This window comes from Parasaccharibacter sp. TMW 2.1888, assembly GCF_023167265.1.
Classification (GTDB): domain Bacteria; phylum Pseudomonadota; class Alphaproteobacteria; order Acetobacterales; family Acetobacteraceae; genus Bombella; species Bombella apis.
In genome coordinates this window covers 1,419,129-1,434,725 of sequence record NZ_CP030979.1, presented here as the reverse complement: position 1 = coordinate 1,434,725, position 15,597 = coordinate 1,419,129, and the positions used below count along the sequence as shown (strand labels likewise).

Here is a 15,597-nt window from a genome sequence, read left to right as displayed (position 1 = left end):
AGGGAGCCCGCAGAACTCCCATCTGGCCTCCCATCACAGGGAGGCCACCAGCCACTCCGCCACACGGATGCCGTCAATCCCGGCGGAGAGGATTCCCCCAGCATAGCCAGCTCCCTCACCAGCAGGGAAAAGCCCCCGCAGAGCTGGACTCTGGCCCGTGGCGTCACGGTCAATCCGCAAGGGCGAGGATGTCCGTGTCTCGACACCGGTCATCACGGCATCATCCATGCTGTAACCCTTGATCCTGCACTCGAACCGGGGCAGGGCTTCCCGGATGGAGGCCACCACGAAATCCGGCAGACAACGGGAAAGGTCAGTCGGCGTCACACCGGGCTGGTAAGAGGGCACGACCGTGCCCAGAGAGGTGGAGGCCCGCCCTGCAAGGAAGTCCCCCACACGCTGCGCCGGAGCACGATAATCCCCGCCACCTGCCACGAAGGCCGCCTTCTCCCACTGACGCTGGAAGGCGATCCCCGCCAGCGGCTCATCCGGGAAATCGACACCGGGGCGGACCTCCACCACGATGCCGCTATTGGCGTTCCGCTCGGCCCGGGAATACTGGCTCATCCCGTTCGTGACGACCTGATCCTTCTCCGAGGTTGCCGCCACGACCTGCCCACCGGGACACATGCAGAAGGAATAGACACCCCGCCCCGTGCTGGCATGATGCACCAGCTTGTAATCGGCCGCACCAAGCAGCGGATGCCCCGCCTGCGGGCCAAACCGGGCCACGTCGATCACCGCCTGCGGATGCTCGATCCGCACTCCGATGGAGAAAGGCTTGGCCTGCATCGGCACACCTTCCTCATGCAGCATGGCGAACGTGTCCCGGGCAGAATGACCGACCGCCAGAATCACCCGGTCAGCAGGCAGCACTTCCCCGGTGGAGAGACGCAGCCCCGTCACCTGTCGGCCACCACCCTCACAGGGTGCCGTCTCGATGCCCTCCAGCCGGGTCTCGAAACGGTATTCCCCTCCCAGCTCCTCGATCTGCGCCCGCAGGGACTGCACGACCGTCACGAGCCGGAACGTCCCGATATGCGGCTTGGAGAGGGTCAGGATTTCCTCCGGCGCACCGGCCTTCACGAACTCCTCCAGCACCTTGCGCCCCAGATGGCGGGGATCCGACACGCCGGAATAGAGTTTGCCATCGGAGAATGTTCCGGCTCCCCCTTCACCGAACTGCACGTTGCTTTCTGCCGTGAAACGGGATTTCCGCCAGAGGGCGAACGTATCGACCGTACGGTCCCTCACGGCCCGGCCACGCTCTATGATGATCGGCTTCAGCCCCGCCTGGGCCAGCACGAGAGCTGCCATCAGGCCACAGGGCCCCGCCCCGATCACGACGGGCCTCTGCGCCCGCCCGGCGGCGTGAGAGGGCAGAACGGGCGGAATCCAGCGCATGTCCGGCGTCGGACGGACATGCTGGTCCCCGCTGAAACGGGCCAGCACGGCATCCAGCTCCCGCAACTCACAGTCCAGCGTATAGACGAGCTGGATGTTCCCCCGCCGTCGGGCATCATGCCCCCGGCGGAAGACATGATAGGCCAGCAGCTCCTCCGGCCTTACGGCCAGACGGGCCACGATGGCGGCCCGGAGGTCTTCCGGCGTGTGGTCGAGAGGGAGGGCAAGATTGCTGAGGCGGAGCATGGGGGAAAAGGCTGTCATGCCCGTTCCTTTAAAGCCAGCACCGGGGCACTGGCAAGCAGGGAGGGCAGACAGGCCACCGGTCCCGGTCCCTGCCCTGCTCCATGTGAAACAGGACAAGAAAAATGGTGAAAGCTGGATAGGTCTAACTTATACTGCATCCCCTCATACATCTTCGTGCCTATCAGGGTTCCTCCATGACGACCACGCCCCATCCTCCACACGAGCCGGCAGAAGGCACAGCCTGCTCCCACCACGACCATGATCACCACGACGGGCATGGGCATGGGCATGGACACCATCATCATGGCGGGCACGGGCATGTCCACGCTCCGGCCTCCTTTGGTGGCACGTTCCTCATCGCCATCATCCTCAACACGCTCTATCTCGTCGGGGAAGCCGGATGGGGCTTCGCCGCCCACTCCCTCTCCCTGCTGGCCGATGCGGGGCACAATCTCTCGGACGTGCTGAGCCTGCTTGCCGCATGGGGGGCCCAGATACTCGCCCGCCGCACCCCCAGCGAACGCTTCACCTACGGGCTGAAACGCGCCACCATCCTGACGGCCCTGCTCAACGCCACCATCCTCCTGCTCGTCACCGGGGGCATCATCTGGCAGGCCATCTGGCACCTCATCCATCCCGAAACCGTGCAGGGACAGACCATCAGCATCGTGGCGGGCATCGGCATCCTCATCAATGGCGGGACGGCCCTGCTGCTCATGCGGGGCGCCCATCATGACCTGAACATGCGGGGGGCCTTCCTGCACATGGCCTCCGATGCCCTCATGGCCCTGGGCGTGGTCATTGCCGGTGTCCTCATCACGCTGACCGGCTTCTCCTGCATCGACCCTCTGGCCAGCCTCATCGTGTCGGGACTCATCATCTGGGGGACATGGTCCCTGCTGACCCATGCACTCGGCCTGGCCCTTGATGGCGTGCCGCAGACCATCACTCCCCGTGCCGTGGAAGACTCCCTGCGGAGCCTGCCCGGCATTGCCGACCTGCATCACCTTCACATCTGGCCCATCAGCACGACCGAGACGGCTCTGACGGTCCATCTGGTCCTCCACCCCGTGCCGGAAGACTGCACCATTCTGGAAGCCCAGAGCCGGACGGCCGACCTTCTGGCCCGGGCGACCATCCTGCTGCGGGAGGAATTCGCCATAGGCCATCCCACCTTCCAGGTGGAACCGCCCGAAGGAGCCGGCTGCGCCACACCCGGCTGCAACACCCCCCACACCGCCCCGAAAGAGACGGACTGCCCCCATGACCACCACCACGCCTGAAAGCGCCGTGCCAAGGGAGAACACGACCACGCCACTCCGCCTGCGGGTGGCCCGTCTTTCCATCCTCGTCAGCCTCGTGGTGCTGGGCATCAAATATGCGGCATGGGCCGTCTCCGGCTCCGGTGCCCTGCTGTCCGATGCCATCGAAACCATCCTCAACGTTCTGGCCTCCGTCGGCACGCTCTGGGCCGTGGCCTTTGCCGCCCGCCCGGCAGATGACAACCACCCTTACGGGCACGGCAAGGCGGAATATGTCTGGGCCGTCATCGAGGGGGTTCTGGTGGTGCTGACGGCCCTGGTCATCCTGGCCATTGCCGGGCACGATGCCCTGCACATACAGGCCCCGGAAGCTCCCCTGCCGGGGGCGCTCCTCAATGCCTCTGCCGGGGTCATCAACCTCATCTGGGCCCTCATCCTGCGACGGATGGGCCGGACACATCACTCACAGGCCCTTAGTTCGGCCGGGGATCATGTTCTCTCCGATGTCTGGGCCAGCCTGGCCCTGCTGGTCGGTGTCTGCCTCATCCCCCTGCTGCACTGGCTCTGGCTGGACCCGCTGCTCTCCGCCCTCGTGGCCCTGAATGTCCTCTGGACCGGCTTCGGCATGATGCGCCATTCCATGACCGGCCTGCTGGACGAGGCTCCACCGCCGGAACTGGTCCATGAGGTCGGCCAGACCATCACGCAGGCAGGCCAGGGAGCACTGGAGGCCCACGACCTCCGCATGAGGCGGGTGGGGTCCCTCTATTTCGTGGAGTTCCACCTCATCGTGCCGGATGAGATGCGCATCACGGACGCCCACGACATCTGCGACCGGATCGAAAATGCCATCCGGGCCGTGCTGGGCCGCTCCTCCATCCATATCCATGTGGAGCCGGAGGACCTCGCCAAACGCCACAAGCCCGGGGCCAGCGGTGTGCTCGTCATGTAACCGTCATGTCACATCTGCCATGCAAAACCATGGCCCCCCTTGACCGCAGGGAAGGCTCCGTCCGAAACAGGGCATGACCTCTTCACCCCCAGCCCTGTGGCGGATCCACCCCAGACGTGTCCGATTCTTCCCAAAGCGCCCCCGCTCCTGCCCCCGGTTCACCCCACGCCATGAGGCGGCGCAACCGCATCACGCATTTCCGCCGTTCGGCCCGGATGCGCACCTCGCAGTGGCGACGGACCTTCATCTTCTGGGCCGGGGCCATCACGGTCGGCATTGCGGCGTGGCTGTTCGCCCGGGCGGCTGACTATGCCAGCTCCCTCTGCATGGGCCTCCAGCACTGGAATCCCTATGTCATGTTCGCTGTCATTCCCAGCGGGCTCGCCCTCTCCATGTGGCTGACAAAACGCTTCTTCCCCGGGGCGCAGGGGTCCGGCATCCCGCAGACCATCGCCACGCTACATATTGAGGACTTCTCCCTCGTCAACCGCATCCTTGCCCTGCGCATTGCCGTCGGAAAGGTGTGCATGACCACACTCGGCCTGCTCTGCGGGGCCTCCATCGGGCGGGAAGGCCCCACGGTGCAGGTCGGGGCGGCCATCATGAACGCCTATTCCCGCTTCTTGGGCCATGCCAACGTCTCGACCCGTCGGGGTGTCATCCTGGCAGGCGGGGCTGCCGGTGTGGCCGCCGCCTTCAACACGCCGCTGGCTGGCATTGTCTTCGCCATCGAAGAACTGGCCAGTTCCTTCCAGCAGCGGACATCCGGCGTGATGCTGACGGGCGTCGTCCTCGCCGGTGTAACAGCCATTGTCCTGACGGGCGGAAACTATACCTATTTCGGCCATGCCTCGGTGGATGTTCCCGTCGGAACGGCCTGGATTGCCGTGCTGGCCTGCGGCATTCTCGGCGGGCTGGGCGGGGGGCTCTTCTCCACCATTCTCATCCGGGTCGGCAAGGGTCTGCCCGGCTTCATCGGGTCCATCCAGAAGAACCGGCCCATCCTGTTCACAGCCCTGTGCGGGGTCATCCTCGCCATGCTGGGCTTTGCCAGCCACGGTGACACGTTCGGCACGGGCTATGTGCAGGCCCATCATCTGGTGGCTGGCTCCCGCCATGCCCACATGTCCTATTTCCTGATGAAATATGCCGCCACCATCATCTCCTACTGCTCCGGCATACCGGGCGGGCTGTTTGCGCCGTCCCTCTCCATAGGAGCCTCGGTGGGGGGCTGGGTTGCCCGCTTCCTACCCCACACAGCCCCCGGAGCCGTCGTGCTGCTGGGCATGGTCGGCTATTTCTCCGGTGTGGTGCAGTCCCCGCTGACGGCCACCGTCATCGTGATGGAAATGTGCGACAACCAGCAGATCACCCTGGCCCTGCTGGCCACGGCTTTTCTGGCCTTTGGTGTCTCACGCATGGTCTGCCCCCACTCCCTCTACGGGCGTCTGGCCGACCAGTTCATGGCCCGGCAGGAGGGGTATCTCCAGAAGAAACACGAAGAGAACAAACAGTCCAAGGACTGAGAAAAATCGTGATGGAAATGTGCGACAACCAGCAGATCACCCTGGCCCTGCTGGCCACGGCTTTTCTGGCCTTTGGTGTCTCACGCATGGTCTGCCCCCACTCCCTCTACGGGCGTCTGGCCGACCAGTTCATGGCCCGGCAGGAGGGGTATCTCCAGAAGAAACACGAAGAGAACAAACAGTCCAAGGACTGAGAAAAAAAGATGGTCTGCCGGACTGGAGGCAGACCATCCCTGATGGCCATCAGCCCTGAGCGGACAAGTCCACAACCCCGACATAGCCTTCTTCAGTCCCGAAGATGACGGCTCCCCCCTGCGGGGTGAAGGCGATGGCATTCACAGCACCACGGGCGGCACCACCGCTGCGCTGGCCATTGCAGAGTGGCAGGATGCGGCCTTCTCCTGCGGCAGCCTCATCAGCATGATTGGGCACTTCCGCCAGAAGGACCGTGCCATCCTCAAACCCGATGGCCAGAATGTCATCCGTGGGATGGGCACAGACGCAGGTCACGAACAGCCCCGGCAGGCGGGCCAGCTCCATGGGGGGCTTGCCCATCGGGCCACCCCCGAAGAACGGCCACAGCACGACGGCATCCGCCCCTGATGTGGCCAGCCAGCGCCCCTTGCGGGTGAAGCTCATGGACCCGATCTTGCGGGGATAGCCACTCATGCGCATGTTGTGCCCGTCAGACAGACGCCAGCCATGCAGCTCATTCTCCTGCATGCTCGTCACCAGTGCCTCGCCGCCCGGATGGATGCACAGCCCGGTATGGCTGCCCTTCCATTCCAGAGAACGGACATTGGCATCCTTCGCCTGCACGAACCACATGGACACGCCATTATAATGCGAGGCAGCCAGCCTCTTGCCTTTGGCATCGAAGGCAAGACCGCTCAGAGCCGAAGGATGCTCCAGCACCTTCAGGGGTTCATCCGCGCCGTGGGCGTAGAGATGAACCTCCTTCCTGCTGGCGCAGGCCCAGTGGGTAGGCGTACTGGCCAGACAGTCCACCCAGCCACGGCCCTCATGACGGTCTGTCATGGTGCCATCGGCCCGTGTTTCCACGACACGGCCATCTTCCCCGCCACTGAGGAAGCTGTCCTTCCCGCAACCCTGCGCAAGGGACACCGCCCCGTCATGCACAGACAGGCACTGCCAGTCTTCGGAAGCCCGCAGGCCGTCCCGAGAGATGAGGATGAGCTCTCCATCCATCGTCAGGGCGGCAAAGGTCCGGCCATCACGACTGGCCTGCACGCCGGTGATCGGAGCCTCAAACTGACGCTCGGCCCCACGGGTCTGCAACAGGGTCCTGCTCTGCGGCGCACTCATACGGCCACACACCCTTCAAAGCCACGCTGAAGCTGGGCACAGTCCAGCTTGCGGCCGATGAACACGATGCGGGACTGTTTCGTCTCTCCCGCCCTGAACGGCCCGATATAATCGCCATCCGCCATCATGTGCACGGCCTGGAAGGCAAAACGCTCATCCTTGCCCCTGAAATGCAGGATGCCCTTTGCCCGCAGGATGTCCGGTCCCTGCTCCTGCAGGACAAGGCCGATCCAGGCGTGGAAACGTTCCTCATCCAGCGGTTCCGTCACGGTGAAGGAATGGCTCGTCACATCCTCGCTATGGGCGTGATGATGCCCGCCCGGCCCGTGGGCTGCCTCATGATGATGGTCGTGGTCATGACAATGGCAATGGTCGTGATCGTGATGATGGTGGTCATGCCCGTCCTCCTCAAGGAAGTCCGGCATGGTGGACAGGGCACGCCTGAGGTCGAACCCGCCACGGTTGAGGATGTCATCCAGAGCCACCTTGCCCCGCTCGGCCCGATGAATCCGCACGACGGAATTGATGGCCCGCAGCTTCTGCTCCACCCCGGCCAGTGCGGCCTCATCCAGAAGGTCACATTTGTTCAGGATGATGACATCGGCAAAAGCCACCTGATTGACGGCTTCCGGGCTTTCCTTGAGGGTCTGGAGCACGTTGTAGGCGTCCACGACCGTCACGACGGCATCCAGCTCGGCTTTTTCACGAATGCCCTCATCCACGAAGAAGGTCTGCGCCACGGGGGCCGGATCGGCCAGGCCGGTAGTCTCGACGATGATGCCATCAAATTTGCCACGGCGGCGCAGCAGACGGCTGAGAATCCGGATGAGATCACCCCGCACCGTGCAGCAGATGCAGCCATTGTTCATCTCGAAGATTTCTTCGTCAGCATCGACCACCAGATCATTGTCGATGCCCAGCTCCCCGAACTCATTGACCACCACGGCGTAATTCCGCCCGTGATCGGCTGTCAGGATGTGGTTGAGCAGCGTGGTCTTGCCCGCTCCCAGAAAGCCGGTAAGAACCGTGACGGGGATTTTTCTGGTCTGTGAATCAGCCATGATGTCTGTCCTTGTTCTCCTTGAGAGTTGAGCTGAGCATACTCTTCTCCCGTCTCAAAACCAAAAAGAAGAACAGGTGGTTGCATAATCCGACGCCCCTATCCCAATATGGGCGGAGAGGCCGGAAGGGCCTTGCCCGCCCCCGCATGATGAGGGGCCGCCCTCCAGGTCCGGGCCGAGGCACGATTCATTCCGCATCCTCCGCCCTCATTTTCTGATGGAGACAAACCCATGAATGAAAACACCATTCTCATTCCCGGTTTTGACAGACCCGTATCACGCGTTGCCCTTGGCACATGGGCCATTGGCGGCTGGATGTGGGGCGGCCCTGATGACGACAATGCCGTCCGTACCATCCACCGTGCCCTTGATGAAGGCGTGGACCTGATCGACACCGCTCCGGTCTATGGCTTTGGTCATTCCGAGGAAGTCGTGGGCCGTGCTCTGGCAGAAAAACCCCACAGGGCCCGCATCGCCACCAAGCTCGCACTGGACTGGAACGACGATCACCAGCCGTTCCGCAATTCCAGCCCTGCCCGCATCCGCAAGGAAGTGGAAGACTCCCTGCGCCGCCTGCGTGTCGAGACCATCGACCTCGAGCAGGTTCACTGGCCGGACCCCAACACGCCGATCGACGAGACGGCCCGTGAGCTCCAGAAGCTCCACAAGGAGGGGAAAATCCGTGCCCTTGGCGTGAGCAACTATTCCCCGGAACAGATGGACATCTTCCGTGAGGTGGCCCCGCTGGCCAGTGTCCAGTCCCCCTACAATCTCTTTGAACGTGAGATTGAAAAGGACGTGCTGCCCTATGCGAAGACGCACAAGCTCGTCACGCTGGCCTATGGCCCACTCTGCCGTGGCCTGCTGACCGGCAAGATGACAGCGGACAAGACTTTCCCGGAAAGTGATCTGCGGTCTGGCGACCCCAAGTTCCAGAAAGAGCACTTCAAGGACTATCTGGCTGCTGTGGACGAGCTGAAAACGATTGCGGACCGCCACGGCAAGTCCCTCATGGTGCTGGCCATCCGCTGGGTGCTGGACCAGGGACCGACCATTGCCCTGTGGGGTGCCCGCAAGCCGGAACAGATTGATGGTGTTGCGGATGTCTTCGGCTGGCAGCTGACCGATCAGGACAGGAAGGATATTGACGCCATTCTGGAACGTCATGTCCCCACGCCCATCTCTCCTGCCTTCATGGCCCCACCGGCCCGGAAGTCATGAGAAAGAACTTCATATTAAATTGAAGCAATGCGGCGAAGAAGTGGCATGGCTTTCTGGCCACTTCTTCTGCTGCTTTTGGACCAGAACATGAAAAAAAATATGACATGGGCCAACATGCAGAAAAATATGAAGTTTTCTGAATTTTGTTAAAAATATATTAGTTTTTATACAACTTTAATGCCATTTTTTGTTAAGAAAATTATAAGATGAACGACCTATATCCTTTCCGGAGAGCAAGCCTTACCTCCGAAGGATACAGACGTTGGCTGGTAACCCGAAACCCGTTGTCGCTACCGGGACCTACCTGGTGGATATCGCCTCCCTGACGGTTGACCCGAGAACGAAACGGGCCACCATCTCCAATCCCAAATACAACGTGGAAGCCACTTTCACGACCCATACCCCGACCGGTCGCAATGACAAGAAGGTCCAGGATTTCACCTTCCAGGATCCGCAAACGAAAAAACAGCTTACCGGCAGTTATGATTACTCATGGGGCAACAAGTCGGTAAACGGCTTCATCATCGGCAATGGGTCGGGGGGCTATTACATCATCACCTCCGCCGTGCCCGGCAGCTCCTCATCCACCATTGATGGTGCCGCCCTGCTTGACCCCTCGGAGGCACGTTACACTTACATCAACGATTCCTCCAGAAACTGGGCCAATGGCAACTTCTTCGACCTCGACCTGAATGGTCAGCATTATTACTTCCATCAGGACAATGATGGTACAGCCACTGATGGTGCTCTGAACGAACAGTTTACCTTCAATACATGCTTTCTGGCTGGCAGCCTGATCGAAACGCCAGACGGCCCCCGCAAGGTGGAAGAGCTCAAGACTGGTGATGTCATTCTCACCCACAACCCCATCAGCGGGCAGACCCTGCCGCAACGTCTCACATGGGCAGGCAGAAATCGGCTGCGGATAACATCCTCCCCCCATATGGATATGGCCGGCTACCCTGTACGGATCAGAAAAGACGCCCTGGCGGATGGCGTACCCTCCGAAGACCTTCTGGTTACGGCGGAGCACTGCCTGTTTCTTGATGACCGCTTTGTCCCTGCCCGCATGCTGGTCAATGGCCGGTCCATCCATTTCGAGATGACAGACAGAATCCGGCAGATGGCCTGCGACATTTTCCACATTGAGACGGAAATGCACAGCGTCATCTTCGCCAATGATGTGATGACGGAAAGCTATCTGGATACGGGCAACCGTTACCAGTTCGTGCGGTCCAGCCACGACAGCCATACGGGCGATGTCATCACCCATGACTTCTCTACACGGAAACGGTCATGGTACCGTGATGCCGCTGCTCCCCTGTGCACGGCCCGGGAATTCGTGGCGCCCCTTCATCAGGGATTCCTCCAGCGTGCAGAAGAGCTGAGTTTCCCCATCCAGCACCCCTACAAGGCTGAGGCCCTTTGCGAGGATCCAGCCTTCCACCTGGTCACGGACCGGGGAGAGGTCCTGCATGAGAAACGGACATCCGCAGGGTACCGGCTCTTTTCCATTCCCCTCGGAACAACCCATGTCACGCTGGTCTCCAGAACAGGCCGCCCCTGTGACACTCACGGCCCCTTTGTTGATGACCGGCGCACACTAGGGGTACTGGTCGGAGAAATTCTCCACTTCCAGGCTACCCATTCCACCAGCATCGACACACACCTGACGACCGATCAGCTGGATGGCTGGTGCGGGCTGGAAAACCCCTCCATGCGCTGGACGCAGGGGGCTGCAAGACTCCCTCTTCCCAGTCAGCCGGAATACAATGATGGTGTGGAGACGGGGCTGCTGGCCATACAGATCATGGCGGCAGGCCCCTATCCCCTGTCTGCCAACAACTCTCTGGAAAATGAAGCTGACATGACGACACAGCCCGGTCTCGTCAGGGCTGTATAACGAAGGAAAACTGGGGGCGTCTGATACTGGTTCCTGCGAAACACCAAGAGAACATGAGTAGCAAAGGAACCTTCCTTCCGCTCTTGTGCACCTGAAATGCGCTACCTGCCCGATCAGAAAATACGATTTACCAGAAAAAAGAATGTACATTTATTGATATTTGGTTAATTTTACTCAAAAGATAATTGAATTTGCACTTAAAATATTATTATTATACGGTAAAGGAAAGATTGGCTCTTTTGGAGAATCATGCATGCCCGGCAATCCGCAGCCTGTCGTCGCACTTGGAACATATAGAGTAAATATTGCATCCCTATCTGTTGACGCAAATGGAAATGGCTACATAACATCCCAGTTGTTTGGTGTTGATGCCACTTTTACAACACACACTCCTACACGGGCATCCGACCAGAAGGTACAGGACTTTGTAATAAAGGATCCCAATACGGGAAGTGTCATTACATCTGGTGGTTATGATTTCTCTTGGGGGAATAAGGCTGTAAATGGTTTTATCATTGGTAATGGCAGTGGTGGGTATTACGTTATCACGTCTGATGTTCCGGGCAGCTCATCTTCCAGTATTGATGGACGCTCCCTGATCGACCCAACACAGTCACAATATTCATACAGTTTCAATTTCAGACTTCCTTGGTCAATGGGAAACAATTTTACTCTTCTTCTAAATGGAGTTTCTTACACCTTCAAGCAGGACGATAACGGTACAGCAACAGATGGCTCACTTGGCCAGAAATTTACATTTGATACATGCTTTCTTTCTGGAACCATGATTGAAACCCTCTCAGGGCCGAAAAAGATAGAAAATTTGACCAGAAATGACGTTGTAATTACTTTCAATCCTGAATCGGGACGAAATGAGCCTCTTCCCCAGCATGTTGTCTTCTGCCAACAGAGCAGGGTCCGTATAGACTCATCTCTCCCCTTGGACATGGCCGGCTATCCGGTCCGTATCAAAAAAAATGCACTGGCAGACAATGTACCTTCCGAGGATCTTCTGGTTACAGCGGAGCACTGCCTGCTTCTGGAGAAACATTTTATTCCAGTCCGTATCATGGTGAACGGACGATCAATATATTATGATACGAGCATGCACGATACATCCAAAAAGAGCGGACCATTCTTTTATTATGACATATTTCATATAGAAACATCAACACACAGCATCATTTCTGCAAATAATGTTCTTACGGAAAGTTATCTCAATACAGGAAACCGTTTCCAGTTTCAGCGAGATAATGGAGACACAAACGTCATAGAATATGATTTTACTTCAAAAAATCTATCATGGGAGAAAGATGCTGCAGCGCCATTATGCACAGCAGAAAATTTTGTAGCTCCTATCCATCAAAAGCTGCTTGAACGTGCAAAACAGCTTCTGTTTCCAGTTCAGCACGCCTACAAAACTGAAACCGTGTCCCACAATCCTGCCTTGCAACTACTCACGGAGCAGGGGCATGTTCTTCAGGAAAAACGGTCCTCAAACAACTACAAAGTATTTCACATACCTGCCGGGGTAAAAAGAGTAACCATCCTCTCAAAAACAGGAAGACCTTATGACGTCCATGGTCCTGTCGTGGATGACAGGCGCGAGCTTGGCGTTTTGGTAGGAGAAATACTTTATTTCCATGGAATAGATTGCATAAATATCGATAGACACCTAACATATGAAGATATGGAAGGCTGGTTCGATTTGGAAAATTCTAAAATGAGGTGGACTAAAGGAGCGGCTACCCTTGATCTACCCCATACCAGTCAACACTCTGTAACGGAAGCTGGACTGCTGGCCATCGAAATCATTTCCGCTGGGCCTTATCCGGCTGATGCAGAACATCCGCTGACGACCTATCAAAACGAACTGAAATACAAACCCGTCAAAAAAGCGGGATAAATCAATGGATAACGGAGAGCTTGTTCCAACACCGCATTGGATCAATGCTCTCCGTTTCCTGCCATATATGCCAACCTTTACTGGCCGGATGGAGCAACGGCAGTTGGTGTCAGGGTCATGCCCGGAATACCAAGGGCCTGTTTCTCTGCCGGGGTCATGATCCAGCTGTCCTGCTGTGTATCCGGGGAGCCTTCACCATGGAACTCCCGGATCCTCTTCTTTGATTTCTTGTGCGTGTGCTTACGCACATACTGATGCTTCTTGCGGACAATCCGGCTCAGGTCTTTTTCAACATGCACGGCCGTCACGTCATTATCCGCATCAACCGTAATCCTGTTCCACATGAACATGGCTGGTGCCACATCATGCTGTGAGGGCTTCCCCTGCTGGGCAGCTGCCTCGTCATTGACATAAAAATGAGGCCGTGTGGCGAGAAGCCAGCTGCCAGCCGGAAGGTTGGCAAACACCAGCTGACAGGCATCATTGCGGGCAGCATGCCGTACCAGGGCAAGGGCCTTACTATTGCCAATTTTCTCCCTGAACCCCGCCTGTGCCATGTCGATGCGGAGATAATCACGGAAATACGGGGCGTCCGGCATCAGCATGACATCCACATCAGCAACCCTGCAGGAAAACTGTGGATGGAGGTTATCGTGGCCAGAAAGCAGTACGGCCAAAGTCCTGTTACCTGGCTGTCCAGCCCAGGCCAGCTGCTTGACCTTGAAATTTCCGTCATAGCCGGAGCATCCGCTCAACAGTCCCATGATCCCGGCAAGTCCTGCCAGAGTATACAGTCTCATTTTTCCAAAAACCATTATCCGGAATGATCCTTCTTCCAGTGACGTCAAATCTCTATGGCGCAGCCATACCGTCTGCATGATAGGCGGCAAAAGATACGGAATGCCATCATTTTGCCTCGACCACCTGTCGCATCTCCTGGTCGGAGAGTCCCAGCCCCTTCATTTCTTCCTCTGTCGGATGCCACGTACTGACATCCGCAGCCGCTCCAAAATGTCGGGCCTTGAACAGGCCGATATCATTTCGCCTGTTGCCATCCTGAACAACCTGTCGTGCAATGACCCCCATGTCATCCTGCACGACAATACCTCCCCACAACAGGTTGAAGCCGGAAATATTGCTGCGCAGCTCCATCCCACTCACCCAGTACGTCTGCGGTTGCGCCAGATAATGCTGGATGTTGCCAAAAAACACCCATTTTCCAGCAGGAACATTCCTGAACACAAATGTACACATGGCCTGCCGGGGAGCCTTGCGCAACAGGGCCTTCGCCTTCCGGGTAATGTCACCCTTAAAATGATAGGGGGACTGCAGTACCCGTATCCAGTCCCGATAGTACGGTGTATCCGGGAAGAGGAACGAGTTTTCCACCAGATTGGCACAATAATACTGCTTTTGCCCAAAAATGGCGGACGCCCGTACGATCACGGTTGCATGTCCAGTCCGGGCCGCCCAAGCATGATCCTCATCCTTATACGGTATCTTGACCGTATCACAGCCACCAAGCACCATCAGGGACACGCAACACATGAATGTACCTGGAATGGAGTATCGTCTCATACCCTGCAGCCCCCAGTCTTATTCTGAACGAATACGACCAGTTACTCAAAATGCATTACAAATGCCATAGTTGTGACATAAAATAACGCCCTGCCCCTGAAACCATATTACCCCGTCCCGGTAAGTCGACAGACCACCATCCTTTCTCCTGCCGCTTTAGCAAAATACGTTCCCAATCCCATGAAAACATTCTAATCTGGGCCTCTTCCGGGCATGAAAAATGCTCACAGACGCAGCAGGCAAGCGTAAGGTCATCATGAAGGCAGTTCGTCACTCTGAAAGCAATCAGGCGGCCCATTGGGATGTCGCCCGCAGGGCCCTGGCTGGCTGGGGGGCGCTCTGCGGTCTGGCCCTGCTTGCCGCATGTAGCAGCAGCCAGCATTCTCCTGCTCTCACCCCCATGACGCAATATGCCAATGGGCAGACTGGCCCGCTGGGATACGACACACATGTCCCGGCTTTTGCCAGCGAAAATTTTGCCCCCTTCAACCGTCAGGATGTCGCCGCCATCGCCCTGCGGGAATGGCGGATGTTCGGAAGTCCGGTTGCCGATGCGGACCCGCATGACAGGCCAGAGCCCACAAGCCCCGCCCTCAAGCCGGAGCGTCTGCCCGGCCTGTGGCAGCGCATTGGTGAATATTGGTGGATCGGCCAGGCCCCGGAAGAAAATGAGGCCCGCTGGACAGGCCGTACCGATGGCAATGGCACCCTGTTCTCCTTCCAGCGGGACGGCAACTACGCTTGGTCCGCCGCCTTCATCTCCTACGTCATGCGCATTGGCGGCGCCAATATCCGCTTCCCCTACTCCCCGAACCACGCCACCTACATCAATGCCGCAGCCTCCGGCAATAATCCGGGTATTTCAGCACAGAATCCCGCCAATTATGCCCCACGGTTGGGGGACATACTCTGCGTGGGCCGTGGACGGAGCCGCAGCATCACATATGCCATGCTGCCGACCTCCTACGGCTTCCCGGCCCATTGCGGCATCGTAGTGGCCACGGGCCAGAATGCCCCGCCTTTCGGCAAGGAAATCAGCATCGTGGGAGGCAATGTGGATGATGCCGTCTCGCTGACCCACGTTCCAACGGACAGCACCGGCCATGTCAGCACACCAGACGGGCGAAGCTACGACAGCCGTTACCCGTGGTGTGCCATCCTGACCCCCCGCTACGATGCCGACATGGACCCGAACAGCGGGCAGTAAAACGA

At 58.5% G+C, this 15,597-nt stretch carries 12 protein-coding genes and 1 pseudogene; 8 read left to right on the top strand and 5 right to left on the bottom strand.

The features are described 5' to 3' along the window. Positions 1-33 precede the first annotated feature (33 nt). Entirely contained in the window at positions 34-1,650 is a 1,617-nt protein-coding gene (locus DTQ13_RS06610; RefSeq protein WP_248461237.1) for an NAD(P)/FAD-dependent oxidoreductase, read from the bottom strand. A 194-nt stretch (positions 1,651-1,844) separates the two neighbouring features. Here DTQ13_RS06610 and DTQ13_RS06605 point away from each other — a divergent pair, with 194 nt between their 5' ends. The 4 genes and pseudogenes from DTQ13_RS06605 to DTQ13_RS06590 form a co-directional block, all read left to right on the top strand. Further along, positions 1,845-2,933: a cation diffusion facilitator family transporter gene (locus DTQ13_RS06605; protein WP_248460382.1), complete on the top strand. Its 1,089-nt coding sequence runs from the start codon at positions 1,845-1,847 to the stop codon at positions 2,931-2,933. After that, positions 2,914-3,864, top strand: coding sequence for a cation diffusion facilitator family transporter (locus DTQ13_RS06600; RefSeq protein WP_052349165.1), 951 nt, complete (start codon positions 2,914-2,916; stop codon positions 3,862-3,864). The genes DTQ13_RS06605 and DTQ13_RS06600 overlap by 20 nt, the downstream gene beginning before the upstream one ends. Before the next feature lie 170 nt (positions 3,865-4,034). Next, a complete protein-coding gene (locus tag DTQ13_RS06595) occupies positions 4,035-5,390 on the top strand; it encodes a chloride channel protein (RefSeq protein WP_052349166.1) in 1,356 nt (451 codons plus the stop codon). 5 nt (positions 5,391-5,395) lie between these two features. Further along, a pseudogene (locus DTQ13_RS06590) lies at positions 5,396-5,584 on the top strand (chloride channel protein); the annotation flags it as partial. Between the two features lie 49 nt (positions 5,585-5,633). Here DTQ13_RS06590 and DTQ13_RS06585 read toward each other — a convergent pair. After that, positions 5,634-6,716: a WD40 repeat domain-containing protein gene (locus DTQ13_RS06585; protein WP_248460381.1), complete on the bottom strand. Its 1,083-nt coding sequence runs from the start codon at positions 6,714-6,716 to the stop codon at positions 5,634-5,636. Next, on the bottom strand, positions 6,713-7,777 hold the full coding sequence (locus DTQ13_RS06580) for a GTP-binding protein (protein ID WP_248460380.1): 1,065 nt from the start codon (positions 7,775-7,777) through the stop codon (positions 6,713-6,715). The genes DTQ13_RS06585 and DTQ13_RS06580 overlap by 4 nt, the downstream gene beginning before the upstream one ends. A 231-nt stretch (positions 7,778-8,008) precedes the next feature. On the opposite strand from DTQ13_RS06580, the gene DTQ13_RS06575 reads away from it, so the two are divergent. The 3 genes from DTQ13_RS06575 (at position 8,009) to DTQ13_RS06565 (ending at position 12,807) form a co-directional block, all read left to right on the top strand. Then, complete coding sequence (locus tag DTQ13_RS06575) at positions 8,009-8,998, top strand: aldo/keto reductase (protein ID WP_081562594.1); 990 nt, start codon at positions 8,009-8,011, stop codon at positions 8,996-8,998. A gap of 262 nt (positions 8,999-9,260) precedes the next feature. Further along, positions 9,261-10,901, top strand: a complete 1,641-nt coding sequence (locus tag DTQ13_RS06570; protein WP_248460379.1) for a Hint domain-containing protein — start codon at positions 9,261-9,263, stop codon at positions 10,899-10,901. A 253-nt stretch (positions 10,902-11,154) separates the two neighbouring features. Further along, on the top strand, positions 11,155-12,807 hold the full coding sequence (locus tag DTQ13_RS06565; protein WP_248460378.1) for a Hint domain-containing protein: 1,653 nt from the start codon (positions 11,155-11,157) through the stop codon (positions 12,805-12,807). 77 nt (positions 12,808-12,884) lie between these two features. Here DTQ13_RS06565 and DTQ13_RS06560 read toward each other — a convergent pair whose 3' ends face one another. Together DTQ13_RS06560 and DTQ13_RS06555 are read right to left on the bottom strand one after the other, a co-directional pair. Then, positions 12,885-13,607 (bottom strand): hypothetical protein, encoded by a 723-nt coding sequence (locus tag DTQ13_RS06560; protein ID WP_248460377.1) that lies wholly within the window; start codon positions 13,605-13,607, stop codon positions 12,885-12,887. Positions 13,608-13,713: 106 nt separating this feature from the next. Continuing rightward, positions 13,714-14,346 carry a hypothetical protein gene (locus DTQ13_RS06555; RefSeq protein ID WP_248460376.1) on the bottom strand — a complete coding sequence of 211 codons (633 nt, stop codon included), beginning with the start codon at positions 14,344-14,346 and terminating at the stop codon, positions 13,714-13,716. Between the two features lie 295 nt (positions 14,347-14,641). Between DTQ13_RS06555 and DTQ13_RS06550 the strand changes: the two genes are divergently transcribed. After that, positions 14,642-15,592 (top strand): DUF2272 domain-containing protein, encoded by a 951-nt coding sequence (locus tag DTQ13_RS06550; protein WP_086431829.1) that lies wholly within the window; start codon positions 14,642-14,644, stop codon positions 15,590-15,592. Positions 15,593-15,597: the final 5 nt, after the last annotated feature.

What these genes read in the sequence shown, in the direction of transcription:
- DTQ13_RS06610 (WP_248461237.1), bottom strand. Translation starts at nt 1,650, where the DNA reads ATGCTCCGCCTCAGCAATCTTGCCCTCCCTCTCGACCACACGCCGGAA.
- DTQ13_RS06605 (WP_248460382.1), top strand. Translation starts at nt 1,845, where the DNA reads ATGACGACCACGCCCCATCCTCCACACGAGCCGGCAGAAGGCACAGCC.
- DTQ13_RS06600 (WP_052349165.1), top strand. Translation starts at nt 2,914, where the DNA reads ATGACCACCACCACGCCTGAAAGCGCCGTGCCAAGGGAGAACACGACC.
- DTQ13_RS06595 (WP_052349166.1), top strand. Translation starts at nt 4,035, where the DNA reads ATGAGGCGGCGCAACCGCATCACGCATTTCCGCCGTTCGGCCCGGATG.
- DTQ13_RS06585 (WP_248460381.1), bottom strand. Translation starts at nt 6,716, where the DNA reads ATGAGTGCGCCGCAGAGCAGGACCCTGTTGCAGACCCGTGGGGCCGAG.
- DTQ13_RS06580 (WP_248460380.1), bottom strand. Translation starts at nt 7,777, where the DNA reads ATGGCTGATTCACAGACCAGAAAAATCCCCGTCACGGTTCTTACCGGC.
- DTQ13_RS06575 (WP_081562594.1), top strand. Translation starts at nt 8,009, where the DNA reads ATGAATGAAAACACCATTCTCATTCCCGGTTTTGACAGACCCGTATCA.
- DTQ13_RS06565 (WP_248460378.1), top strand. Translation starts at nt 11,155, where the DNA reads ATGCCCGGCAATCCGCAGCCTGTCGTCGCACTTGGAACATATAGAGTA.
- DTQ13_RS06560 (WP_248460377.1), bottom strand. Translation starts at nt 13,607, where the DNA reads ATGAGACTGTATACTCTGGCAGGACTTGCCGGGATCATGGGACTGTTG.
- DTQ13_RS06550 (WP_086431829.1), top strand. Translation starts at nt 14,642, where the DNA reads ATGAAGGCAGTTCGTCACTCTGAAAGCAATCAGGCGGCCCATTGGGAT.